General features: G+C 62.9%; 21 protein-coding genes and 1 pseudogene. 7 read left to right on the forward strand and 15 right to left on the reverse strand.

Going from position 1 to position 24,305, the window contains the following annotated elements; all coding sequences use genetic code 11:
- Window positions 1-3 precede the first annotated feature (3 nt).
- From K3819_RS16475 to K3819_RS16490, 4 genes are all read left to right on the forward strand, one after another.
- Entirely contained in the window at window positions 4-1,056 is a 1,053-nt protein-coding gene (locus K3819_RS16475) for an extracellular solute-binding protein (RefSeq protein WP_064597104.1), read from the forward strand.
- Between the two features lie 139 nt (window positions 1,057-1,195).
- A complete protein-coding gene (locus K3819_RS16480) occupies window positions 1,196-2,392 on the forward strand; it encodes an amidohydrolase family protein (RefSeq protein ID WP_085610482.1) in 1,197 nt (398 codons plus the stop codon).
- Window positions 2,389-3,876, forward strand: coding sequence for an amidohydrolase family protein (locus K3819_RS16485; RefSeq protein WP_221397479.1), 1,488 nt, complete (start codon window positions 2,389-2,391; stop codon window positions 3,874-3,876). Before K3819_RS16480 ends, K3819_RS16485 begins: the two co-directional genes overlap by 4 nt.
- A gap of 11 nt (window positions 3,877-3,887) precedes the next feature.
- Window positions 3,888-4,547 carry a flavin reductase family protein gene (locus K3819_RS16490; RefSeq protein WP_064381260.1) on the forward strand — a complete coding sequence of 220 codons (660 nt, stop codon included), beginning with the start codon at window positions 3,888-3,890 and terminating at the stop codon, window positions 4,545-4,547.
- On the opposite strand, the gene K3819_RS16495 is transcribed toward K3819_RS16490, so the two are convergent.
- Genes K3819_RS16495 through lexA form a run of 4 tightly spaced genes read right to left on the reverse strand, consistent with a single transcriptional unit; the run spans window position 4,548 to window position 10,279 of the window.
- Window positions 4,548-7,646 carry an error-prone DNA polymerase gene (locus K3819_RS16495; RefSeq protein WP_221397480.1) on the reverse strand — a complete coding sequence of 1,033 codons (3,099 nt, stop codon included), beginning with the start codon at window positions 7,644-7,646 and terminating at the stop codon, window positions 4,548-4,550.
- Window positions 7,622-9,037: a DNA polymerase Y family protein gene (locus tag K3819_RS16500; RefSeq protein ID WP_221397481.1), complete on the reverse strand. Its 1,416-nt coding sequence runs from the start codon at window positions 9,035-9,037 to the stop codon at window positions 7,622-7,624. The genes K3819_RS16495 and K3819_RS16500 overlap by 25 nt, the downstream gene beginning before the upstream one ends.
- 7 nt (window positions 9,038-9,044) lie before the next feature.
- Window positions 9,045-9,662: a translesion DNA synthesis-associated protein ImuA gene (imuA, locus tag K3819_RS16505; RefSeq protein WP_011334534.1), complete on the reverse strand. Its 618-nt coding sequence runs from the start codon at window positions 9,660-9,662 to the stop codon at window positions 9,045-9,047.
- On the reverse strand, window positions 9,662-10,279 hold the full coding sequence (gene lexA, locus K3819_RS16510) for a transcriptional repressor LexA (RefSeq protein ID WP_064381249.1): 618 nt from the start codon (window positions 10,277-10,279) through the stop codon (window positions 9,662-9,664). The genes imuA and lexA overlap by 1 nt, the downstream gene beginning before the upstream one ends.
- A 200-nt stretch (window positions 10,280-10,479) precedes the next feature.
- On the opposite strand from lexA, the gene K3819_RS16515 reads away from it, so the two are divergent.
- Window positions 10,480-12,138: a phosphoethanolamine transferase gene (locus K3819_RS16515; protein ID WP_221397482.1), complete on the forward strand. Its 1,659-nt coding sequence runs from the start codon at window positions 10,480-10,482 to the stop codon at window positions 12,136-12,138.
- 7 nt (window positions 12,139-12,145) lie between these two features.
- Here K3819_RS16515 and K3819_RS16520 read toward each other — a convergent pair.
- The 11 genes and pseudogenes from K3819_RS16520 to K3819_RS16570 form a co-directional block, all read right to left on the reverse strand.
- Window positions 12,146-12,415: pseudogene (locus K3819_RS16520) on the reverse strand (DUF971 domain-containing protein); the annotation flags it as partial.
- Window positions 12,412-13,374, reverse strand: a complete 963-nt coding sequence (locus K3819_RS16525) for a HEAT repeat domain-containing protein (protein WP_221397483.1) — start codon at window positions 13,372-13,374, stop codon at window positions 12,412-12,414. The pseudogene K3819_RS16520 and the gene K3819_RS16525, both read right to left, overlap by 4 nt.
- A complete protein-coding gene (locus K3819_RS16530) occupies window positions 13,371-14,219 on the reverse strand; it encodes an ABC transporter ATP-binding protein (RefSeq protein ID WP_221397484.1) in 849 nt (282 codons plus the stop codon). Before K3819_RS16530 ends, K3819_RS16525 begins: the two co-directional genes overlap by 4 nt.
- Window positions 14,219-14,992, reverse strand: a complete 774-nt coding sequence (locus tag K3819_RS16535; protein ID WP_221397485.1) for an ABC transporter permease — start codon at window positions 14,990-14,992, stop codon at window positions 14,219-14,221. The genes K3819_RS16530 and K3819_RS16535 overlap by 1 nt, the downstream gene beginning before the upstream one ends.
- A gap of 131 nt (window positions 14,993-15,123) precedes the next feature.
- Entirely contained in the window at window positions 15,124-16,527 is a 1,404-nt protein-coding gene (locus tag K3819_RS16540) for an ABC transporter substrate-binding protein (RefSeq protein ID WP_221397486.1), read from the reverse strand.
- A 234-nt stretch (window positions 16,528-16,761) separates the two neighbouring features.
- The gene (locus K3819_RS16545; protein WP_041062341.1) at window positions 16,762-17,007 is read right to left on the reverse strand and encodes a ferredoxin family protein; all 246 of its coding nucleotides are present in this window, start codon (window positions 17,005-17,007) and stop codon (window positions 16,762-16,764) included.
- 25 nt (window positions 17,008-17,032) lie between these two features.
- The gene (locus K3819_RS16550; RefSeq protein ID WP_221397487.1) at window positions 17,033-18,763 is read right to left on the reverse strand and encodes a fumarate reductase/succinate dehydrogenase flavoprotein subunit; all 1,731 of its coding nucleotides are present in this window, start codon (window positions 18,761-18,763) and stop codon (window positions 17,033-17,035) included.
- Window positions 18,764-18,765: 2 nt separating this feature from the next.
- Window positions 18,766-19,512, reverse strand: coding sequence for a GntR family transcriptional regulator (locus K3819_RS16555; RefSeq protein WP_221397488.1), 747 nt, complete (start codon window positions 19,510-19,512; stop codon window positions 18,766-18,768).
- A gap of 221 nt (window positions 19,513-19,733) precedes the next feature.
- The gene (locus tag K3819_RS16560; RefSeq protein WP_221397489.1) at window positions 19,734-20,699 is read right to left on the reverse strand and encodes a Gfo/Idh/MocA family protein; all 966 of its coding nucleotides are present in this window, start codon (window positions 20,697-20,699) and stop codon (window positions 19,734-19,736) included.
- 9 nt (window positions 20,700-20,708) lie between these two features.
- Window positions 20,709-21,596 carry a Dyp-type peroxidase gene (locus K3819_RS16565; RefSeq protein ID WP_085610495.1) on the reverse strand — a complete coding sequence of 296 codons (888 nt, stop codon included), beginning with the start codon at window positions 21,594-21,596 and terminating at the stop codon, window positions 20,709-20,711.
- Window positions 21,597-21,652: 56 nt separating this feature from the next.
- Window positions 21,653-22,687, reverse strand: a complete 1,035-nt coding sequence (locus K3819_RS16570) for an AraC family transcriptional regulator (RefSeq protein ID WP_221397490.1) — start codon at window positions 22,685-22,687, stop codon at window positions 21,653-21,655.
- 211 nt (window positions 22,688-22,898) lie between these two features.
- On the opposite strand from K3819_RS16570, the gene K3819_RS16575 reads away from it, so the two are divergent.
- Window positions 22,899-23,846: a transporter gene (locus tag K3819_RS16575; protein ID WP_085610497.1), complete on the forward strand. Its 948-nt coding sequence runs from the start codon at window positions 22,899-22,901 to the stop codon at window positions 23,844-23,846.
- Window positions 23,847-24,090: 244 nt separating this feature from the next.
- Window positions 24,091-24,285: a hypothetical protein gene (locus tag K3819_RS16580; protein ID WP_039768899.1), complete on the forward strand. Its 195-nt coding sequence runs from the start codon at window positions 24,091-24,093 to the stop codon at window positions 24,283-24,285.
- Window positions 24,286-24,305: the final 20 nt, after the last annotated feature.

The following is a 24,305-nucleotide window of genomic DNA, read 5'->3' on the forward strand; positions in this document are numbered from 1 at the left end:
CTCATGAAAGTGAAAAACATGCGTCTGGCAGTATCCGGTCTGGCCCTGAGTTGTTTCACCGCGTTCGGCGCCCACGCCGCCGAGCCCAAACAGTTGTTCTTCTACAACTGGACCGATTACTACCCGGTGGACCTGCTGGCCAAGTTCGAAAAGGAGACCGGGATCAAGGTCACCATGGACGGCTACGACAGCAACGAAACCCTGCTCGCCAAGTTGCAGGCCGGCGGCGCCGCGTATGACGTGATCGTACCGTCGCAGTCGATCATGCAGACGCTGATCAAGCAGGACCTGCTGTTGGAAATCGACGCCCCGACCCTGAGCAACTTCCAGTACGTCAAAGGCCCGTTCCGCGACCCGAGCTTTGACCCCGGCCGCAAGTTTTCGGCGCCTTATCTGTGGGGCACCACCGGGTTTTCCTATGACAGCGCCCGCGTACCCGGCGGCAAGCTCGACGACTCGTGGAAAGAATTCTTCGAGCCGCGCAAGGAACTGCAAGGCCAGCTCGCCGCCCTCGACACCTCCAGCAGCGTGATCAACGCCGCCAGTCATTACCTGAACGTCGACGAATGCACGGAAAACCCGCAGGACGCCAAGCGCATCCTCGAGCTGCTGCAAAAGCAGAAACCGTTTTTGAAGATGTACAGCTCCGACAACACCGTCGACCGCATGGCCTCGGGCGAGGTGATCATGATGCAGAACTGGAACGGCTCGACGGCCCGCGCCACGTTGCAGAAGAGCACGATCAAATACGTGTACCCGAAAGAAGGCCTGGCAATGTTCCAGGACAACTTCGCCGTACCGAAAAGCGCGCCGCATCCGGGCAACGCCAAGATCTTTATCGACTGGATGATGAAACCGGAAAACGCGGCGGCCGTGTCCAACGCGATTGCCTATGCCAACGGGATTCAGAGCGATCAGTTGCTGGATGCGAAATGGAAGGTCATGGACGCGATCAACATGCCCGAGGAGTACGCCTCGCGCCTGCGCCCGGAGAAGGAATGCAGCAACAAGGCGCGGGAGCTGCAGGATCGGATCTGGTCGAAGCTCAAAGGTTGATCGCCTGACTCAAGACCGCGTCGAGACCATCGCGAGCAGGCTCGCTCCCACATTGGATCTCTGAGTGACACAAATCCCTGTGGGAGCCGGCTTCCCAGCGATGAGGCCCGCCCAGACAACCTGGAAACAGAGGTATGAAATGTCCCACCCCCGCTGGCTCAGAAACATCCGCCCCTACGGCGCCCCCGCCGAAGACCTGCTGATCGAAAACGGCCGCTTCACCCAACGCCGTCCGGCCTCGAATACGCCGCTGGCCGCCACCGACATCGACGGCCAGAACCAGCTCCTGACCGCCCCGCTGGTGGAAAGCCACGTCCACCTCGACAAGACCCTGTACGGCCAGCCCTGGCGCCCGAACAGTGCCGGCCCGACGCTCAAGGACTACATCAGCAACGAGCGCCGCGTGCTGCGCGAAGTCAAAGCGCCAATCGCCGAACGCGCCGGCGCCCTGCTGGAGAACTGCATCGCCCGGGGTTCGCTGACCATGCGCTGCCATGTCGACATCGACCCGGAATTCGGCCTGCGCCACGTCGAGGCCATGCAACAACTGCGCGAAACCTACAACGACCTGATCGACCTGCAGCTGGTGGTCTTCCCGCAAACCGGCCTGATCAGCCGCCCCGGCACTGCCGAGCTGATGCGTGAAGCCATGGCCCTGGGCGTGGAAAACGTCGGCGGGCTTGACCCCTGCGGCATCGACAATGACCCGATCGCGCAACTGGATTTCGTGTTCAAACTGGCCAGCGAATTCCAGCGTGGCGTCGACATTCACCTGCATGACAAAGGTGAACTGGGCCTGTGGCAGATCGCCCGGATCGCCGATTACACCGAGCGTTTCAATCTGCACAACCGGGTGATGATCAGCCACGCCTATTGCCTGGGCATGCTGCCGTGGAGTCAGGTCAAACCGGTCGCCGAACGCCTTGCTGCACTGGGCATTTCGCTGATGAGTTCGGCGCCGGCCGATTGCGCCGTTCCACCCTTCCTGGCGCTGCGCGAGACCGGCGTCAACGTGTGTCTGGGTTCCGACGGCATTCGTGATGCGTGGTCGCCGATGGGCAATGGCGACATGCTGGAACGGGCGATGCTGCTGGCCTTCCGTTTTGATCTGGGCAAGGACGATGAACTGGCGGCGGCGTTCGACGCGGCGACGGTCAACGGTGCGCGCGCATTGGGGATCGAGGATTACGGCTTCGCCGTCGGCCGGCCGGCGGACTTTCTGCTGATGCCGGTGGAAACCCTCGGTGAAGCGGTGGTCGCGCGGCCGGTGCGTCAGGTCTATCGCGGCGGAGAACTGATCGCCAGCGGCGGTCGTTTGCTGGGCAGCCGTCTGTGAAACGCATCGGCCTGAAGGCCGGTTGCGTGGTCGGTTTCGACGGCACGCAACATGTGCTGTGGCGCGACGGCGAAGTGGTGTTTGCCGGCTCGCGCATCGAATTTGTCGGGCGCGGTTATCAAGGGCCGGTGGATCAGTGGATCGACTACGGCAATGCACTGATCGGCCCCGGCTTCATCGACCTGGATGCCCTCGGCGATCTCGACTCCACGGTGCTGACCCTGGACAACGGTGACGAACGCGCCATGGGCCGCATGTGGTCGGCGGAGTATCTGGCGGCCGACCCGCACGAGTCGTTCAGCCCCGAGGAAGAGGTCTTCAAATACCGCTACGCCTTCACTCAGTTGATCCGCAACGGCATTACCACGGCCATGCCGATCACCTCGATGTACTACCGCGAATGGGCGGAGACCTACGACGAGTTCGCCGCTGTCGCTGACGTGGCGGGCGAGTTGGGCCTGCGTACCTATCTCGGCCCCTGCTACATGAGCGGCATGAGTTACTGGCGCGCCGACGGCAGCCTCGCCCATCACTGGGATGAGGCTCGGGGCCTGGCGGGACTGGACGCGGCCGAACGGTTTTTCAAGGATTTCGATGGCGCCCACGCCGGGTTGATTCGCGGCGCGCTGCTGCCGGATCGCATCCAGACCTGCACGCCGAAACTGCTACAACGCACATCCGCCTTGAGCCGCGAACTGAACGCACCGATGCGTCTGCATTGCTGTCAGGCGCCGGGGGAAGTGGCGATGGTCGAACAGTTGCGCGGCACCACGCCGCTGGGCTGGTTGCAGCAACTCGACCTGCTCACCCCGCGCAGCCTGCTGCCCCACGGCCTCTACACCTCGGGCGATGACGACTTGCAGCGGGTCATTGATGGCGGCGCCAGTCTGGTGCACTGCCCGCTGGTGTTCGCCCGTGACGGCGAGGCGCTGAATTCGTTCGGCCGCTATCGTGCCAAAGGCATCAACTTCGCCCTCGGCACCGACACCTGGCCGGCAGACCTGCTGGAGAACATGCGCCACGGTTTGAACATCGCCCGGCTCATGGAAGGTGGTCCATCGCTGACCAGCAGCCTCGACCTGTACAACGCCGCCACCCTCGGCGGCGCCAAGGCGCTGGGCCGTGACGACCTCGGTCGTCTGGCCCCCGGCGCCAAAGCGGATATCACCGTGTTCAACCTGCGCGGTCTGCATCTGGGCCCGCTGTTCGATCCACTGAAAAACCTGCTGCTGGCCGGACGCGGCGACGACTGCCTCGCCAGTTACATCGACGGTCGCTGCGTGATGCAGGACGGTCAGGTCATCGGCGTCGACTACCCCTCTCTGCAACGCCAGGCCCAACGCCAATACGAAAAACTGATGCGCAGCCACAGCGACCGGGCCTTTGGCCGACCGGATTGGAAAACCCTGTTCCAGCCGGCCATTGCGTTCGCCGACGAATACAGCGCCGAAGCGCCGTTGAGCGCCATCGATCCACTTCTTTAGAGAACACTGCCATGCACAGCTTCGATTTCAGCCAACTGAGCCCACGGGAAAAGTACAAGATTCTGATCGGCAGCGTGGTACCGCGCCCGATTGCACTGGTCACCACCATCGACGGCGAAGGCCGGGTCAATGCCGCGCCGTTCAGTTTTTTCAATGCGCTGTCGGCAGATCCGCCCATTCTCGCGCTTGGCGTCGAGAACTATGGCGACCAGAGCCCGAAGGACACCACGCGCAATATCCAGATGAATCAGGAGTTCACGGTCAACATCGTCAGCGATGCACTGGTGGAAGCCATGAACGTCTGCGCCGTGCCGTTTGCGCCGGGCTTCGATGAGTTGACCGCTGCGGGCCTGACAGCAATCCCCGGCACCTCGGTCAAATGCCCGCGAATCGGCGAAGCACCGGTGGCGCTGGAATGCCGACGGATGATGGCGCTGAACATCGGTCAGTCCCGGGAGATCATTTTTGGCGAGGTGTTGATGGCGCATGTGCGCGACGAGTTGATCGACCCGAAAACCCTGTACATCGATCAATTGGGGCTGGATGCGATCGGGCGCATGGGCGGGCATGGTTATGCGCGGACCCGGGATTACTTCGACCTGCCGACCCGCTCGTTGCAAGCGTGGACGGAAGCGCCGGGGGGTGGCGAGCGGTTCTGGCCACAGCGCTGATCAGTGGAAGTCGCGGCTCTGTACGCGGATGCCGTTGAGCAGCGGAGTCAGATCGCTCAGGCGTCCGGCAATCAGGTGCCGCACCTCGCCTTCACGCTCCCAGCGGCCATCGACCTTGAGCAGTTGTGAGCCCACCAGCACCTGACGCTGACGCTCGGCCAGATCGCGCCAGACCACCACGTTGACGTTGCCGAACTCGTCTTCGAGGGTCACGAAGGTCACGCCGCTGGCGGTGCCCGGCCGCTGGCGACCGGTCACCAGCCCCGCCACGCTGACCGGCCGACCATGCTCGACTTCCAGCAACTCCCGGGAACTGCGGCAGCGCCGTGTCCGCAACTCGTTGCGCAACAACGTCAGCGGGTGCGGCCCCAGCGTAGTGCCCAGTGTGGCGTAGTCGGTGAACAGGTCTTCGCTGACACTCGGCGTCGGCAGCAGCACATCCGGCTCTTCCTGACTCGGCAACCCGGCAAACAATCCGAGCTGTTTCTGCACCCCGGCCACTTCCCAGCGTGCCCGATGACGATGACCGGCCAGACCGCGCAGTGCCCCGGCATCGGCCAGCAGCGCCTGAGCGCGACTGTCGAGCCCGGCCCGTTCGCCCAGATCGGCGACATCGGCAAACGCACCCCTCGCCCGTGCGCTTTCAATGCTGCGCGCATCCTCCTCGCGAAAGCCCTTGATCATCCGCAGGCCCATGCGGATGGCCGGTTGCTCGCCGGTGATCGGCTCCAGGCTGCAATCCCAGTCACTGGCGCGCACGTCCACCGGGCGGATCTGCAAATGATGCCGGCGCGCGTCCTGAAGAATCTGATCCGGGCTGTAGAACCCCATCGGCCAACTGTTGATCAGCGCACAGGCGAACGCCGCCGGTTCGTGGCACTTGAGCCAGCAACTGGCATAGGTCAGCAAGGCAAAACTGGCAGCGTGGGATTCAGGGAATCCGTAACTGCCGAAGCCCTTGATCTGCTCGAAGATCTGCGCGGCGAATTCCGGGCTGTAGCCGTTCTTCTTCATGCCGACGGCCAATCGCTCCTTGTGCGGCTCCAGCCCGCCGTGGCGTTTCCACGCGGCCATGGAGCGGCGCAACTGGTCGGCCTCACCGGGGCTGTAGTCGGCGGCGACAATGGCGATCTGCATCACCTGTTCCTGAAACAGCGGCACGCCAAGGGTGCGCTTGAGCACCACTTCCAGTTCCGGGGACGGATAGGTTTCTTCTTCCTCCTTGTTCCGGCGGCGCAGGTACGGATGGACCATGCCGCCCTGGATCGGCCCCGGCCGGACGATGGCCACCTCGATCACCAGGTCGTAGAAAGTTTGCGGGCGCAGGCGCGGCAGCATCGACATCTGCGCCCGGGACTCGATCTGGAATACGCCGATGGTGTCGGCGCGGCTGATCATGTCGTACGTGGCGCGATCCTCGGCCGGAATCGTCGCCAGGCTCAGCTTCTGGTTACGATGACGGCGCAGCAGGTCGAAACAGCGGCGGATCGCGCTGAGCATGCCGAGGGCGAGGATATCCACCTTGAGCAGCCCGACCGCATCGAGGTCGTCCTTGTCCCACTGGATAATCGTGCGGTCGGCCATGGCGGCGTTCTCCACCGGCACCAGCGTGTCCAGCGGTTGCTCGGAAATCACGAAACCACCGGGGTGTTGCGACAGGTGCCGGGGGAAGCCGATCAGTTGCCCGGTCAGGCTCAGCACCCGGTGCAGCAGCGGACTTTCCGGGTCGAAACCGCCTTCGCGCAGGCGCTCCACGGGCGGCGTGTCATCGCTCCAGTGGCCGCAGCAGTCGGCCAGCGCATTGATCTGGTCCGGCGGCAAACCCAGCGCCTTGGCCACATCGCGGATCGCGCCGGAAGCGTGGTAGGTGCTGACCACCGCGGTCAGCGCCGCACGACGGCGACCATAACGACGAAACACGTATTGCAGGACTTCTTCGCGGCGTTCGTGCTCGAAATCCACGTCGATGTCCGGCGGCTCGTTGCGCTCCCTCGACATGAAACGCTCGAACAGCAGCGTGGTGCGGTCCGGATCGATCTCGGTGATGCCCAAGGCAAAACACACCGCCGAGTTGGCCGCCGACCCCCGGCCCTGACAGAGGATTTTCTGCTCACGGGCGAAGCGCACCACGTCGTGCACGGTGAGGAAGTAGCTTTCGTAGCCGAGTTCGGCGATCAGCTTCAGTTCCTTGTTGATCTGCCTCAGCACCTTGAAGGGCGCGCCGTTTTCCCAGCGCCAGGCGATGCCCTGTTTAGTCAACTGTCGCAGCCAGGAACGGCCCGAGTGTCCATCGGGCACCAGCTCTTTCGGATATTGATAACGCAATTGGCTCAAATCGAACGTGCAGCGTCGGGCCAGGCTCACCGACTCGTCCAGCAATAGCTGCGGATACAGTTCCCGCAACACATCGAGGCTGCGCAAATGCCGCTCGCCGTTGGGGTGCAGGCGCAATCCGGCTTCCGCTACCGGGACGTGGTGTCGGATCGCGGTCATGGTGTCCTGCAAGGCCCGGCGACCACGGGCGTGCATGTGCACATCGCCGCTGGCCACCGCTGGAATCTGCAGTTCATCCGCCAGACTCAGCAGTGCAGCCAGTCGCCGCTGATCGTCCTGCCCGCGGTGCAACTGCACCGCCAGCCACAGCCGCTCGCCGAAGGTCTGCTTCAGCCAGCGGCCCTCTTCCACCTCATCGACCGAATCCGGCACCCACAGCACCAATAGCCCCGGCAGCGGTTCGCTGAAGTCCTCGCGCAGTATTTGATACTGGCCTTTCCGGGTACGCCGTCGAGCCTGGGTGATCAAACCGCACAACGCCTGATAACCCTCGATGTTCTCGACCAGCAACACCAGTTTCGGGCCGTTCTCGATGCGGATTTCGCTGCCGATGATCAGCGGCAGCTCCACGGATTTTGCCGCTTGCCAGGCACGGACGATCCCGGCCAGGGTGCATTCATCGGTGATCGCCAGCGCCTGATAGCCGTGTTTTTTCGCCCGCTGGAACAGCTCCAGTGCACTGGACGCCCCGCGCTGGAAGCTGAAGTTCGACAGACAGTGCAGCTCGGCATAACCCTGACTCACGCGAACCAGCCCTGCAGCCACAACGGGCCGCCCTCACCCACCGCCCGGTACGCCCAGCCTTGCTGGCCGGCGCGGTTCTGGATCAGGTAATAGTCGCGGCGCACATCGTCACCGTCCCACCAGCCGGACTCGATGCGTTCCGGGCCCATGAGAATCCGCGCCGAACCTTCGGGCACCGACTGCGGCTCGCTCAACAACCAGCCCGGACGCTGCACGCCCGGCAATGCAGGACAACGCTGTTTGTCATCGGCGCTCTGCCACGCGCACTCCGGTCGATGATCGGCCTGAAAGCGCAGGCCCTGCACCGCCTCATCCCCCAGCCGCGCGCGCAGGCGTTCGCGCAATTGTTCCCAGGGCAAGGTCTGCTGCGGACGGTCGTCGAACAGCTCCTGAAACTGCGGCACGAAACTCGGCAGATCCTCGGCGCGCAGACGAAAACCGCGCACCGGGGCTTCGACCTGCACCTGCTCCAGTCGACCACGGGCCAGCTCGAACAGCATCGCCGGATCGCGCTCGGCGCTGAGCAGGCCGACCTTGATCAGCGTGTCCGGCAACCCGGCGTGTTCCAGATGCAGATCGAAGCGCTGCACGCCGCTGTCGCGCCCGCACAAAAACGCCGCCAGATCGGACGTCAGGCGGCGCAATGGAAACAGCAGCGCCTGATGGGACTGCACGTCGAAATTGAGTTCGATGCGCACATCGAAGCGATCCGGCGGCAGGTAGAACGCCAGCGCCAGCGGCCGTGCGCCGAACAGCGTGTCCAGGTGCTTGAGCATCGGCGCCTCGAAACGTCGGGCCAAGGCCTGACGCGGCAGGTTCTGCACCTGATGGAGGTTGCGCAGGCCCATGCGCGACAACGCCGTGGCCACGCTCGGTTCAAGGCCGATGCGGTCGACCGGCAATTGCCCGAGGTGATGGCGCAGGGCTTCACCGTCGGGCACCACCAATCCGTCGTAGGCGTTGGCCAACACCCGCGCCGCCACCGGATTGGGCGCGGCGACGATGCGGTGACGAAAACCCAGCTCCGTCAGTTCCGTGCGCAAGCGTGCCTCGAACTGCGCCCAGGAACCGAACAGGCCGAGGCTCGATTCGATCTCGAACACCACGGTGCGCGGATAATGCACGCTGACCTGGGCGCTGAAACGATAGGCCCAGGCGGCGAGAAACTGCTGCCAGTGCTCGACCTCGGCTGCGTCGTAATCGACGGTGGCAAACCCTTTGCTCATGGCCTGCGCGGCGGTCATCGATTGCCCGGGACGCAAGCCCAGTGCCCGCGCCGCCGGGTTGACCGCTTGCAGCACCCGGCGCTGGGCCGGGCCGCTGAGCAGCGCCAACGGTTGCTCGGGATCGGGGCGCTGACGCAGTACGGCGTCGAGGGCCAATTGCGGGAACAGAATGCAAACCCAGCGCATGAAGACCTCAATGCCCCACGGTGAAGGCAATCGGTGCGCTGCGCGCCAGACCACCCCGGCACTTGAGCACGCGCAATTGCGCCGGGCGGGCATCGATGGCAATGCGCAACGCGGCCGGCGACGGGTTGACCGCTTCGCTCAATGGCCGCCATGCGAACGCCAGGGTCTGGCCGGTCTCCGCCGCCACCTGCAAACGACGCAAGGCGCGATCATCGGCCTTGTGCGGCCAGCACAGCACCGCACCGCAGCTGCCCGAGCGCAGGCATTGTTCCGCCGCCCACAACGCATCGCGCTCGCTGGCCTGGATCACCGACAACTGCCGCAGATCGACCCCGGCATTGGCCCAGGCCTGCGGGTACGGTACGAACGGCGGCGCCACCAGCACGATGCGCTCGCCCGCCGCCGACAACCGCGCCAACGTCGGCCACACCAGTTGCAGCTCACCGACACCGGGCCCGGCCAGCAGGATTTCGCTCAGCGCCGCTTCCGGCCAGCCGCCACTGGGCAAGGCAGCGTCCAGCGCCGCGTGGCCGGTGGGTTGCGGGCTGGCGGCCGGTGGCGCAGGCCGGCCCTTCCAGACCTGGCCGCCATTGAACAGCGTATCCAGCGCAACGACGGCCCCCATCAGCCTTGCCTCACCAGACCGCAGAACACCCCTTCGATGGCCAGATCCTGATCGGCCCGCACCACAATCGGCTGGTACGCCGGGTTGCGCGGCAACAGGCGAACCTCATCGCCGACCCGTTCGAAGCGTTTGATGGTGACCTCACCGTCGAGTCGTGCCACCACGATCTGGCCATTGAGCGCCTCGGGGTTGCGCCGCACGCCAACCAGATCGCCGTCGAGAATCCCGTCCTCGATCATCGAATCGCCCTGCACCCGCAGCATGTAGTCGGGCGTGCGGGAGAACAGCGCCGGGTCGAGCATCAGCCGATTGTGCAGGTCGGCATCGGCGCCGATAGGCGCACCGGCGGCCACTCGGCCGAGCACCGGCACTTCGAGCAGTTCCGGTCGCGCCGGTTGCCCGAGCAAACGAATGCCCCGGGCCTGATGCGGGTTGACCTCGATAAACCCGGCTTCGGTGAGCGCCAGCACATGCTTGCGCGCCACGCTGCGGGAGGCAAAACCAAAAGCCTCGCTGATTTCAGCGAGGCTTGGGGGCTGACCGTGTTCGGCGATGCGTTCGCGGATAAAGGTCAGGATGGCGGTACGGCGGGGAGTCAGAGTCGTCATGGAGTACATTTGTACTCTTGTGGGAATTTCCTGACAAGCACCGCCAGTCAGCTCGGTCCCACTTCATCGCGCGGTGCTCAACGGCCACCTGAGTTACGTCAGCCATCGCTGAAAAACTGTTACCGGATGTTTACAAAATTTTTACCCATCATCTTCTACAGTCAGGAGCACATTCGTATGTGTTTTCTATCGGTAGAGGAAAGATTCAAATGGCTTTGGGCAAAGGACTGCGCTTGCCAGTCATCACTCCGACCCGCCTGGTGCTGCTGTTTTCCCTGGCACTGGTGGCGCTGTACAACCTGGCGACCTGGAAGGCGCTGGGAACGCTGATTACCCTGCAAGGCGCACAGAAACTGGCGTTTTTCGCCTCCTTCGGGCTGTTTCTGTGGGCGGCGATCACCCTGCTGCTGACCCTGGTGTCGTTTCGCTGGACGCTGAAACCGGCATTGACGCTGGTGGCTGTGCTTTCGTCTTGCGCGGCGTATTTCATGAACGAATACGGCATCACCATCGACACGGTGATGATCCAGAACGTGTTCGAAACCAACCCCGGGGAAGCCACGGCGCTGTTCAGCGGCAAACTTCTGGCTTACGTGCTGTTGCTCGGTGTGTTGCCGGCCGTGCTGATCTGGCGCTGGCCGGTGGTTTATCGGTCGTTCTTTCGGGGCTTGCTGAACAAGGTGCTGGTGATCGTGGCCTGTGTGCTGGTGATCGGCGCTTCGGTGGGCGCGTTCTATTCGACCTACGCGCCGATCTTTCGCGAGGAAGACAAGCTCACCCACTTCATCAACCCGACCAACTACATCTACGCGATCAGCAAATACACCAAGCAACGGCTGGGGATCAAAAAGCATTTCGTGGTGCAGGCCATCGGCGAAGACGCGGTGATGAGCGCCAAGGCGGCCGGTCGCGAGAAGAAATCGCTGATGGTGTTCGTGGTCGGCGAAACCGCCCGGGCCGACCATTTCTCGCTCAACGGCTATGAGCGCGAGACCAATCCCGAGCTGAGCAAACTCGACATCATCAACTTCACCAACGTGCATTCCTGCGGCACCTCGACGGCGGTGTCGGTGCCGTGCATGTTCTCGATGTTCCCGCGCGAGGACTACAGCGACAAGAAAGGCAAAACCTACGAAGGCCTGCTGGATATCCTGCAACGGGCCGGCGTACAGGTGCTGTGGCTGGACAACAACAGCGACTGCAAGGGCACCTGCCTGCGCGTGCCGAACCGCGACATCGCGAAGAACCAGCCGGGGCCGTTCTGCGACGGCAACAACTGCCTCGACGAAGCGCTGCTGGCTGACCTGCAAGGCTACATCGACCGCCTCAAGGGCAACGCGATCATCGTCCTCCACGCCGACGGCAGTCACGGCCCGGAATACTACGAGCGCTATCCCAAGGACATGGAGCGCTTCAAACCGATCTGCCACACCAATCAACTGGGCAGTTGCAGCCGTGACGAACTGGTCAACGTCTACGACAACACGATCCTCTACACCGACCATTTCCTGGCCAAGGTGATCGAGCTGCTCAAGCGCAATCAGGACCACCTCGATACGTCGATGCTGTACGTCTCCGACCATGGCGAATCCCTGGGCGAAAACGGCCTGTACTTGCACGCCGCGCCTTATGCGCTGGCGCCTGAGGCGCAGATCCATGTACCGATGGTGATGTGGTTCGGCAACAACACCCTGGCGCAACTGGGCATCGACCGTGGCTGCCTGCAAGGCAAAAGCAGTCAGCCGGATCTGAGCCATGACAACCTGTTCCACTCGGTGCTGGGGTTGTTCGAGGTCAGGACGTCGCTGTATCAGCCGGGGCTGGATATTTTCCATGGCTGTCGGCCGGCGATGACGGCGGGACAGTGATCCCCTCCAGCTGCGCCAGATAGGCCCACGGGTAAATCCCGCGCTGATGGCCGTCGCTGAACACCAGTTGCAGACCGTAGCCCTGAGCGTTCAATTCGAGGACCCGCACACGCGGGTCAACCATGGGCGGCGAGCCCCGCAGGCGAAACGCCCGGCATTGCGAGCACGGGCATTGGCGGCGCAGTTCGGCATGGTCAAGCAACTGCTCGCGGCCATCCGGCCAGCTCAGCCGCAATCGGTGTTCACGTTGGGAATTGCCGACCGACAGCGGGTTCATTGCAACTGACTCAAGGCAATCCGCACGGCTTTGCGCACTTCCGGGTCGCCGTCGTCCTGCGCGGCCTGCAATGCGGCCACGGCCCCATGATCGTTCAGTTCGCCGAGGGCCAGCGCGGCTTCCTTGCGCAGGTTGCTGATGCGGTGGCCGAGGGTGTCGATCAAGGCGTCGAGGGCAGCGACGTACTTGAGGCGCCCGAGACTACGGGTAGCGCGCAGGCGCACTTGCCAGTAGTCGTCGGCCAAGGCTTCGATCAGCGCCGGGCCCGCGTCGGTGTGGCCGACCTTGCCGAGGGTGGTCGCGGCTTCTTCGCGCACTTGCCAGGCCTGGTCCTGCAAGGCTTGACGCAAGGCTGGCAGCACTTCGGCGTCACTTGCCAGACCCAGGGCGCCGGTGGCGGCGCGGCGAACTTCGGTGTCCGGGTCATCACTCGCCAATCGGGCCAGAGCCGGCAGTGCGTCGAGTTGCTTGAGCCAGCCGAGCACGCCGACGGCTTCACGGCGCACGCTGGCGTCGGCATCGCTAAGCGCCTGAATCGCGGCCGGCGCAGCGCCGGGGAAACGCAACTCGCGCAAGGCCCGGAACGCGGCAATCCGCACGCCGGTTTCGGCATGGCTGGTCCACGGCAGAATCACCCTGCCCGCCGCTTCGGTCTTGAGCAGGCTCAGGCTCTGCGCCGCAGCGGCTTGCACCGCCGGCGACGGATCCGTCAGCGCCTGGCACAGCGCTTCAACCACCGGCTCGTCTTCCCAGGCTTCCAATAAACGCGCCGCTTCGGCACGCACCTCTTCGGCAGGGTCTTCGGCCAGTCGTTCGACCAGCCAGAGCAGACCGTCCGGCTCTTCGAGGTCGGCCAGGTCGATCAGGGCAATCCGCCGCACCCCGGCATCATCGGCGGTCAGGCGTGGTTGCAGGGCGAGAATGTCGTCGTTATCGGTCAAAGCAAAAAATGAAGTCACAGGGCAAATCTCGGCAAAGAGTTTTCAGGAGGCAGGCCGAGCGGATTGAGGCGCGGCAGCGGTCGGTCGTTGTCGTGGCGCAGCAAGTCGAGGCAGTGGCGCTTGAGGCGCGAAAATTCGTGGCTGGTCACCAGTTCGGTGGTGCGTGGCCGGGGGAAATCCAGGCGCAGGTCTTCGATGATTCGCCCCGGTCGTGCGCTCATCACCAGCAAGCGGTCGGCAAGGAACAGCGCTTCGTCAATGTCATGGGTGACGAACACCACGGTGGTGCGAATCCGTGTCCAGATGTCCAGCAGAAGTTCCTGCATGTTCAGCCGGGTCAGCGCGTCCAGTGCGCCGAAGGGTTCGTCCATCAGCAACAGCCGTGGCCGGTTGACCAGCACCCGGGCGATCTCCACCCGTTGCTGCATGCCGCCGGAAAGTTGATCGGGCCAGCGTTCGGCGAAGCCTTCGAGGCCGACCAGTTTGAGGATTTCATCGGCGGCGCGATGGCGCTCGGACTTGCCGATTCCACGCATTTTCAGGCCGAAGGCAACGTTGTCGCGCACCGTGCGCCACGGGAACAGGGTGTGATGCTGGAACACCATGCCGCGTTGCGGTGACGGGCCGGACACGTCGGTGCCGTCGACTTTCAACTGCCCGCCATGGGGCTGCAGATGCCCGGCCAGCGCGCCGAGCAAGGTCGACTTGCCACAACCGGACGGACCGAGAATACACACGAACTGGCCGGGCTCGATCTGGCAATCCAGCCCCTGCACCGCTTCAAACGCTTGCCGGCCTTCGCCGAGGACAATGGATAGCTGACGGATATCGATCCGCCCTGCCGGGGTTTGCATCACGCTCATCAGGCTTTTCCTCGTGGACGATGCCAGGACGTGAACAGCCCGCCCAGGCGTTTGATCAGCAGGCTGCTGCCCATGCCCAACACGCCGATCAGCAACATGCCGACCACGATGTCCGCATAGTTCTGGATGGTGTAGGACTCCCAGGTGTAGTAACCGATGCCGAACTGGCCGGAGATCATTTCAGCGGTCACCAGACAGAACCACGACGTGCCCATGCCGATCGCTAGGCCAGTGATGATGCTCGGCGCGGCGCCTGGCAGGATCACTTCCAGCAGAATCGCCCGACGCCCGGCCCCGAGGCTTTTGGCCGAGGCGATCAGGCGCGGGTCGACGCCTTCGACGCCGTGCACGGTGTTGAGCAGGATCGGGAATAGCGCGCCGGTGAAGGTGATGAAGACCATCGACAGTTCGGAGGATGGGAACATCAGGATGGCCAGTGGAATCCAGGCGACGGCGGGGATTGGGCGCAGCACTTCCAACGGTGGCAGCAGCAGGTCTTCGGCCCACTTTGAGCGGCCGATGGCCAGGCCCAGGGCGATGCCGATCACCAGCGCCGCGAGGTAGCCGGCGAAGACCCGGCCGAGGCTGGCGCTCAGGTGCTGGATGAGCTTGCCGGAGTCGCCGAGGCCGAGGGCGGCTTCGATCACGGCCAGCGGGGTTGGGACGTTGGCGAAGGTGACGAGGCCGAGGTTCCAGTGGTGGCTGGCGGCTAGTTGCCAGAAGAGCAGGCAGAGCAGCAATGAGGCGGCTCGGGGGATCCAGCGTGAAAACATATATCACCTCTGATCGTTCCCACGCTCCGCGTGGGAATGCATCCTGTGACGCTCCGCGTCACATCCAAAGCGGACGCAGAGCGTCCATAGCGGCATTCCCACGCGGAGCGTGGGAACGATCTACGTTTGAGTCAACGGGTGGCCACGGCCTGGGTCGTGGCGTCGGTGAAGTCGAGAACCTTCCCGCCCTGCGCCGACGCGTATTGCTGGGCTTGGCCTTTGAGCAGAAACGCGCTGAGGCGCCCCTTCGCATCGCTGGCAAACCACGCCTGCTCCGCCAGCAACTTGATTCCGCTGTCACTCGCCTGGGCATACACCGCCCGGATGTTCTTGCCTTCCGACTTCAGGCCGGCCAGCGCGGTGAACGCCTCTTCAGCCGAGGCATAGCGCCGGACCTTGTCCTCACCGCGCACCCAGATTTCCGCGACATGGCTGAAATCGCTGATAGCTTTTCCAGTCACCGCATCGACAGACTTCAACGGCGTCTGCGCGTAGTTGGCCAGTTGCGCGGTGTAATCCAGATTCGAAGCCTTGAACGCCGCACGGATGTACTGATCGTCAATAAAGGTATTCAGATCGAGCCCACGATCGGCCTTCTTCAGCAGCTTCAGCGTGTCGATGGCCGTGCCCACAGCCTGGCGATATTCCGGTTTCCAGCTCAGGTCGCGGGTCTGCACGCCGAGCGGGCCGTGGAACAGGTAATTGACCTCACCATCAACGCCGGTGACCTTGGCGATCAGCTCGCTGTATTTCTCCGGTTCGGCGGCCAACAGTTGATTGGCCTCGATGCTGGCGCGCAGGTAAGCAACGACGATTTCCGGGTATTTTTTCGCGTAGGCCTGATCCACCAGCGCACCGTGGAAGGTCGGTGCATTGGCCTGGGCGCCGTCGTAGATCTTGCGAGCGAAGCCACGGCTCGGGAACAGCTCGGCGAACGGTACGAAGTCGGCGTGGGCGTCGATCTTGCCGGCCTGCAACGCCGAGCCTGCGACTTCTGGCGGCTGGGCGATGATGTTCACGTCCTTGAGCGGATCCCAGCCCTGCTCCGCCACCGCGCGCAGCAGCATGCCGTGGGCGGTGGACGCGAACGGTACGGAAATGGTCTTGCCCTTGAGCTCGCTCAGCGACTGCACGCCCGACGCGCTCGGCACCACGATGCCGTTGCCGCTGCCCTTGATGCTGCCCGACAGCACGCTGATGAACAGGCTGTGTTTGCCGGCGGTTTCGAACGCCACGCCGTTGAACGCACCGGGGAAATCGGCCATGGCGCCGAAGTCGAGTTTGCCGGCGACCATCTCGTTGGTCAGCGGCGCACCGCTGGTGAAGTTTTTCCACTGCACGTCATATTTGGCGTCTTTATAGGCGCCCTCGTGAGGCAGGTATTTGTCGAGCAGGCCCAGCTCACGAATCAACAGGCCGCCGGCGGCGCAGTTGATGGTGGTGTCCTGGGTGCCGATGGCAATGCGGATGGTTTCGGCCGAGGCCGACAGGGTGAACGAAGCCAGTACCAGACCGGCGATTGCTGCACGCAACATGGTTGAATCCCCTCGAATCATTTATAGGATGTTCGTCTCCGCCGCGATCAGGGCGCGGTGGGAAACGAGGGGTGTTTGGTGAATCCAGCGTCCGGGGTTTTCCGGATGGCTATCGGCTCGCTACAAATCCCCTGTGGGAGCGGGCTTGCTCGCGAAAGCGGTGTTTCAGTCAATAGTGATGCCAGCAATGCCGGCCTCTTCGGGAGCAAGCCCCCTCCCACAGTGGATTTGGGGTCACCGCAGGAGATAAGGGATTTCGACTTTGACGGCACCAGTCGGGCAGTCCTTTTCGCACGGCATGCAGTACCAGCACTCATCGAAGGCCATGTAGGCCTTTTGCGTGGCCGGGTTGATCGCCAGCAGGTCCATGGGGCAGACGTCAACGCACACGGTGCAGCCCTTGTCGGCGATGCATTTGTCCTCGTCCACGGTGACGGGGGCATTGGAGCGGAAGAAGATTTCCTGGGCTTGATAGGCCATGGTTCGGACTCTCTCTAGTGATGCATCAAGCGGCGAAAGCGCCGACCCGCAAGCGGTCGTAAGCCTGCATTTCCTCGGCGTCGAGGGGGATGATGTAAGGCTCGACGGCTTTCTTGAAACTGGTCATGCGCCCGTCCTCGCCCTTCTTCAGGTGGCAGTGGCAGAACCATTCGCGGTCGTCCCGTTGCGGGTGATCGACGCGGTAGTGGTACAGGCCCCAGCGGCTTTCTGCGCGGAACAGCGAGGCGCGGGCAGCCATTTCGGCGCAGTCGCGGATCACGCTGGTTTCCATGGCGCGCATCAGTTCGTGGGCGTTGTTGGCCTTCATCTCGTTGAGATCGCGCTCGATGTCGCTGAAGCGTTGCAGGCCGATTTCCATTTTCTTGGTCACTTTCGGCGGTTGCAGGTAGTCGTTGACGAAGCGTCGCAGCTTGTACTCGACCTGCGCCGGCGGCAGCCCATGCTCGCGATCCAGCGGTGCGTAGACCCGGGCCTTTTCCTTTTCGATCTGCTTGGCATCCAGCGCAGAGAACTCGCGCCCGGCGACAAACTCCGCCGCGTTGTTGCCCGCGAACCAGCCGTAGGTGAACGCGCCGAGCATGTAGTTGTGCGGCACGGCGGCCATGTCACCGGCCGAGTACAACCCCTTCACCGAGGTTTCGGCGCGCTCGTTGACCCACACGCCAGACGCCGAATGGCCGCTGCAAAAACCGATTTCCGAGATGTGCATCTCGACCATCTGCGTGCGGTAATCGGTGCCGCGATTGGCGTGAAACTGGCCACGGCTCGGGCGTTCGTTGCTGTGGAGGATTTCCTCGATGTTCTGGATGGTTTCCTCGGCCAGGTGATCAAGCTTGAGGAACACCGGGCCGTTGCCGCTTTCCAGTTCCTGGTGGAATTCCCACATCATCTGCCCGCTCCAGTAGTCGCACTCGATGAAGCGTTCGCCCTTGTTGTTGGCGGTGTAGCCACCCAGCGGGCCGGTGACGTAGGCGCAGGCTGGGCCGTTGTAGTCCTTGATCAGCGGGTTGATCTGGAAGCACTCGAGGTTCGCCAGTTCGGCCCCGGCGTGATACGCCATCGCGTAACCGTCGCCGGCGTTGGTCGGGTTTTCGTAGGTGCCCATCAGGTAGCCCGAGGACGGCAGACCTAACCGGCCAGCCGCGCCACAAGCGAGGATTACTGCCTTGGCTTTGATCACATGGAAGTCGGCGGTGCGGCAGTCAAACCCCATCACACCGTTGACGGCGCCCTCCTCGTCGGTCAGCAAACGGGTGCAGACCAGGCGGTTGGTGATGCTCACCCGCGCCCGCTTCAACTGGCGATACAGGACTTTCTTGATGTCGTGCCCTTCCGGCATCGGCAGCACATAGGCGCCCATGTGGTGGACTTTCTTCACCGCGTAATCGCCGGTTTCGTCCTTCTCGAACTTCACGCCCCAGCGGTCGAGTTGTTCGATGGTTTCAAAGCTGTGCGTCGCGTAGGCGTACACCGCCGCCTGATTGACGATGCCGTCGTTGGCGATGGTGATTTCCTTGGTGTACTGCTCGGGCGTCGAGTGGCCGGGGATGATCGCGTTGTTCAGGCCGTCCATGCCCATGCTGATCGCGCCGCTGCGCTTGACGTTGGCCTTGTCGACCAGCAGCACGCGCAGTTCCTTGTTCTTTTCCTTGGCCTTGATCGCGGCCATCGGGCCGGCAGTGCCGCCGCCGATCACGACGATGTCGTATTCCTGTTCGAGAGTATTGCGGGTCATGTTCAGGCCCCTTTTTGCCGGTCGATCCGCAGGCGGTACTGGAACGCATCGCCACGGTAGTAAAGGTGTTCGAAGTCCAGCGGCTGGCCGTTGGCGTCGTGAGTCAGACGCTCAATACGCATGATCGGCGAGCCGGCCTCGACGTTCAGTGCCTGGGTCAGGTCGCTGTCGGCCAGCACCGCGTCGATGGCCAGATCGGCGTGGCCGAGGGCGATGCCGCAGCCGTTTTCGAGGATCAGGAAGATGTCGCGGGTCACCAGATCAGCCTTCTCCAGCCGCTCGCCGACGGCTTTGGGCAGGTAGGTGATTTCCAGCGAAATCGGCTCGCGATTGATCAGGCGTACGCGTTTGATCTGCGCAACAGTTTCGCCTTCGGCGACCTGCAAACGCTCGGCGACCAATTTGTCGGCGGCGATGAATTTGAAGCTGCGCAGGCGGTTGATCACCTCGTAGCCACGGCCGGTCATGGATTCGGCGAGGCCTTGCAGGGTGCTGACGTTTTGAAAGGTCTTGGGCTTGGCGACGAAGGTGCCTTTGCCGTGGATCTTGAAGATCAGCCCTTCCTTCTGCAGATCGCCCAGGGCCTGGCGCACGGTGATGCGGCTGACCTTGAACAGTGCGCCGAGCTCGCTTTCAGACGGCATCTGGCTGTCTTGCGGGTATTCACCGTCGAGAATCCGGGCGCGCAGCACGTCGCGCAGTTGGGTGTGCAGAGGAACGCTGCTTAAGGAGAGAACGTTATCGGTCATCACGGGATCACTTGTTATAACGAGTTATGACGTGATCTTAGAGACGTTATGACAAGCTTGAGAAATACCGAATGAGCATAAGGTTAGACAGGTGGCGCAATTTCTTAATGTGGGAGCGGGCTTGCTCGCGAATGCGTCGTGTCAGGCACTATTCTGGTAACTGACACTCCGACTTCGCGAGCAAGCCCGCTCCCACATTGGTATTGAGTGCGACCAGCGAATCAGTAGCGTTTGAGAATCTGATCCATGACCCAATCGGTCTTCAGGGCTTCGGCGGCGACTGCCGGGTGCCGGGACTCACCGCGAATCTGCGCATTCATGCCCAGTACGTGCCATTGGATGTGCTCGTGATGGGAGATTTCCAGGCTGATGTGTTCATCGGCGTGCAGCTCGACCGGATGTTCGTCGAACACCGAAAAACCGATCCGCCCTTGGCTGCCGATGATCTCGACCCGATCCTCGCGCCGGTCCGCGACAAAGCTCCAGCAACCCATGCCCAGCGCGCCCGAAGCGAATCGCCAACTGGCGCTGACCGCATCTTCCGCCGCGTACAACCCGGCCTGACGCGCGGTGAAGCCGGCGACTTCGACGATGTCGCCGAGCAGGTACTGGAACAGGTCGAATCCATGGCTGGCCAGATCCGCGAAATACCCGCCACCCGCCACCGCCGGATCGGTGCGCCAGTTTGCGCTGCCGTCCAGATCCTTGGGCGATGGTGCCTTGGTCAGCGTCCAGCTCAAATGCCGCACCTCACCGATGCGCCCCTGCTCCAGCCATTGCCGCACCTGCTGGAAGCGCGGCAATGAACGGCGGTAATAGGAGACGAACAGGTGCAAACCGGCATCGGCAAACACCTGCTGCATCTCGCGGCTTTGCCCGACGTTGAGCGCCATCGGTTTTTCCACGCAGCAATGCTTGCCGGCGGCGGCGACTTTCAGGCTGTAGGCGTGGTGGCTGTCGGGTGGCGTGGCGATGTACACCGCGTCCACCTCGGGGTCGTTGATCAGGGCATCGACGTCGGTGTAAGTCCGGGCGATACCGTGGCGCGCGGCGTAATCGATCACCGCTTCGAGGCGTCGCCCCATGACGGCCACCAACGCCGAGCCGGGCGCCTTGTAGAAGGCCGGCCCGCTCTTGCGTTCAGCGACACTGCCGCAACCGATCATGCCCCAACGCACCACGTTCATGCTTGCGCCTCAGCCGATGCGCAGTGCGCGCAGGTCGAGGTGGCCGTTTTGCAGCGGCGGGCACCAGTAGTAGCCGCCGGTGATCGGCCGGCTGATGCGGTACAGACCGTCGGTGATGCCGTCTTCCAGACCGCTCATGCGCCGCAGTTGCGCTTCGAAGGCATCAAGGGAGAAGCCGAACGCGAGGAACATCAGGCCGGCGCGATCGCCTTCGATCCACGGCATCGAACGGCGCACGACGAAGGCTTCCGGGGCGAAGCTTTCCTGAGCGGTGCGTTTGACGTGAGCGGACACCGGGGCGTCGTCGATCTCTTCGTTGTCGCTCAGGCGACGGCCCATGATGTTGTCCTTGTCTTCAGCGGACAGCGCATGGAATCCCTTGAGGTCGTGTTGCCACTGCTGGATCGCAGCGAAGCTGCCACCGACCAGACCGTCAGCGCCTTCACTTTGCAGTGCGGCGGCGATGGCGGCTTCGTCATGGGGGTTTTCGGTGCCGTCTTCATAACCGGTGAGGTCATGGCCGTCCTTGTGGCGGAAAGCTTCCTGCATCTGCACCAGACGCAGCGCCGGGGCCAGGGCGGCCTCAAGCGCAGTGCTGCGATTGAGCAGCTCGCCACGGTCGACGCCGTGCAGCCAGACCCACAGGGCGTGCTGGGTCGACGGGTTTTCCACGCCGACACCGGTCAGCGCCGGAAAGCTGCGCAGGCCGTCGACGTGCACATTCAGGGCCTTGGCCAGGGATTCACCAAAACCGACCACCGCCGACTTGCCATCCACCAGGTTCAGCAGGTTGTCGATCGCCTGCGGCAGCGCTTCAACCGACTCGAGAGCGAAAAACAGGTGACGTGCTTGCGGCGGAACAGGGGTGGCGAGAATGCCCGGCTGGTAGTAACTCATGTCGACTCCTTGGAAAGAGCGCGGAGTTTAACTGTAGGCGGAGGGTTTGTGGGGGATCAGATGACGCACTCGCTGCGCCACGCACTCGGGCTCTTCCCCGTCCAACGCTTGAACGCCCGGCGAAAACTGCGCACATCGCTATAGCCGACCTCCTCGGTAATCCGCTCGATCGGCATATCAGGATTGGCCAGCAAACTCATGGTGCGCGCCTGCCGCACCTGCTCCAGCAACGCTTCGAATGTCAGCGAGTGCTCAGTCAGCCGTCGGCGCAAAGTCCGGCTGCTCATGTTCAAGTCACCGGCAATCTTTTCAATATGGCTGCCCCGGCTCAGATCCCGGGCAATCGCCCGCTCCACGGCCTGGATCAGATCAAGTTTCTGATGAACCTGCGCCGCTTCCAGTTCCAGCAGTTTGACCGCCTGACGCAGCGCCAGCGAATGATGATTGGGCAGGTTCACATCCAGCCATTGCACGTCGATCAGCATCCGATTGTGCAGGCAACCGAAGCGCACCTCCGGCCCCAGCAGGCGCCGGTATTCATCAACGTAATCCGGCGCCGCATGCATGAATTCCACGGCAATCGGCTTGAACGTCTCGCCCACCAGCGCCCGGCCATAGACCAGCAGGCTGGCGAAAAACTCTTCCACCGCAAACACCTGCACCTCGGCAAACGGCAGCCGGCATTCAACGTCGACGTAGACCTGATCGCCCACCACATCGACGCTGGAAACGACAATCCCGCCGGAGGTGTGCTGATGCCGAACGCCAATGTCGAACGCATCGCGCAAGGTCTTGCACAGCGACAGTACGTGCCCCAGCAAACCGAGCGTCCCGAGCACGTTCTGTGCGCCCACCCACAGGCCCAGCCCCTGATTGGGCAAAGCTTTAAGCGCCCGCTGGATCATCGCCACGGCCTGGCGGTAGGAAATCCGCTGCGCCGGATCCTGCAGATCTTCGAAATCAAAACCCAGGCCACGGCACAGGCTCTGCGGCTCGACGCCCTTGTTGGCGGCGACTTCGGCCAGGGTTTGCAGGAGAAACGGCGACACCAGCGCCATTTCGAAGGTCGGGTCTTGGACTTTTACGTTCATGGGGGCTGACATTCCGGATCACGCTGAATTGTTATTTTTGTAACCGGTTATGTCGAAGGAAGTTAGCACAGGGTTGGCGGACTGTCCGCAGAAGTCCCCTTCCGTGTCCGCCAATACCCTGCCCTGTTGTGCGCCAAGGGCTTATTTCTATCGTGGCCGGGCACCCTGCGTGCCGGCGTTGCGCCCAAACACAATAATAATGAGGACGGACATGACCCCGAACCGCGCGACATTCCCTGTGCGACTGGCGCTGAGCCTGCTCGGCTGCGCCGCGACCCTGCCGGCGCTGGCCACCGAAGCCGGCGTCGACAACATCGGCCCCGGCACCGACGGCTTCTTCATGCTGCCGCTGGAAGTCGACAGCCTTCCGGAGAACATGGTCGCCTTCAACCTCTACTACAACCACTACAAGTCACGAAAGCTCAACATCAGTTCGCTCGGCGGCAAGGTGCCGAATGTCGAGATCGAATCCACCGCCGTCATCCCGCGCCTCGATTACCTGAGCCCGGTGCGGATTTTCGGCGGGCGCCTGGCCGGTTACATCGCCCAGCCGTGGCTCAAGCAGGAAGTCTCGGTGTTCGGCCTGAGCGACACGCGTGAAGGCATGGGCGATACCACCATCGCACCGATCATCCTGTGGGACATGGGCAAGGACCTGACCCTCGGCGCCGCCGTGGAAATCACCGTGCCCACCGGCGAATACAGCGTCGATCGGCTGGCCAACACCAGCAACAACTTCTACACCTACAAGCCGCTGTTTTCCTTCACCTGGCTGCCGACCGAACGCACCGAGGTGTCGATGAAGACCACCTACAGCTTCAACGAGAAGAACAAGGACACCGACTACAAGTCCGGGCAGATCTTCCACTTCGATTACTCGGCCAGCTACAAGATCACCGACGACCTGATGCTCGGCATCAACGGCTATTTCCTCAAGCAGACCACCGACGACAAACAGTTCGGCCACACCGTGCAGTTCGCCGGCGAAGACGTGAACGACGGCGTACGCGGCAAGGTCTTCGCCATCGGCCCGGCGCTGCACTTCACCTTCCTCAAGTACGCCAGCGCGGAGATCCGCTGGGCCAAGGAGTTCGACGTGGAGAACCGGCCGGAGGGGGAAATGCTGTGGGCGAAGGTGAGCATTCCGTATGCATTCTGAGTGCATTTGTAGGAAGGTGCGTGCGGATTTGTAGGCTGAAAACCTGAAAAACAGAGGGCAGGAATAGGCCTACAGTGGCGGTCGAGATTGCCGGACAACGGGAGGAAACGTCCGGCAGATTTAACGGGGGTGCTTGCAGATACTGGGCTTCGCAACCGAAGGGTTCGTTTGGAACTCATGAGGTGCATCGTCCGCGAGTGACGACAGCGAGCCAATCCTCTTGAGATTGATCACCGAGGCCACTATGAGCATTTTGCTTTCCCCGTTTTATTCCGAGTTCGAATCCGAAGAAGAGGCAGAGAGCTACGATCGCTGGTTTCGTGCCAAGGTGCAGGAGGCACTTGATGACCCCAGCCCTGGCATTCCCCATGATGAAGCTATGGCAATGCTCGACCAGATGCTGGAAGAGATGCGCAGGAAGCGCCGCGCTGCTGCTTGAATGGATCAACTGGCTGACAT

Source organism: Pseudomonas sp. 3-2, from assembly GCF_019710535.1.
Taxonomy (GTDB): Bacteria; Pseudomonadota; Gammaproteobacteria; order Pseudomonadales; family Pseudomonadaceae; genus Aquipseudomonas; species Aquipseudomonas pharyngis.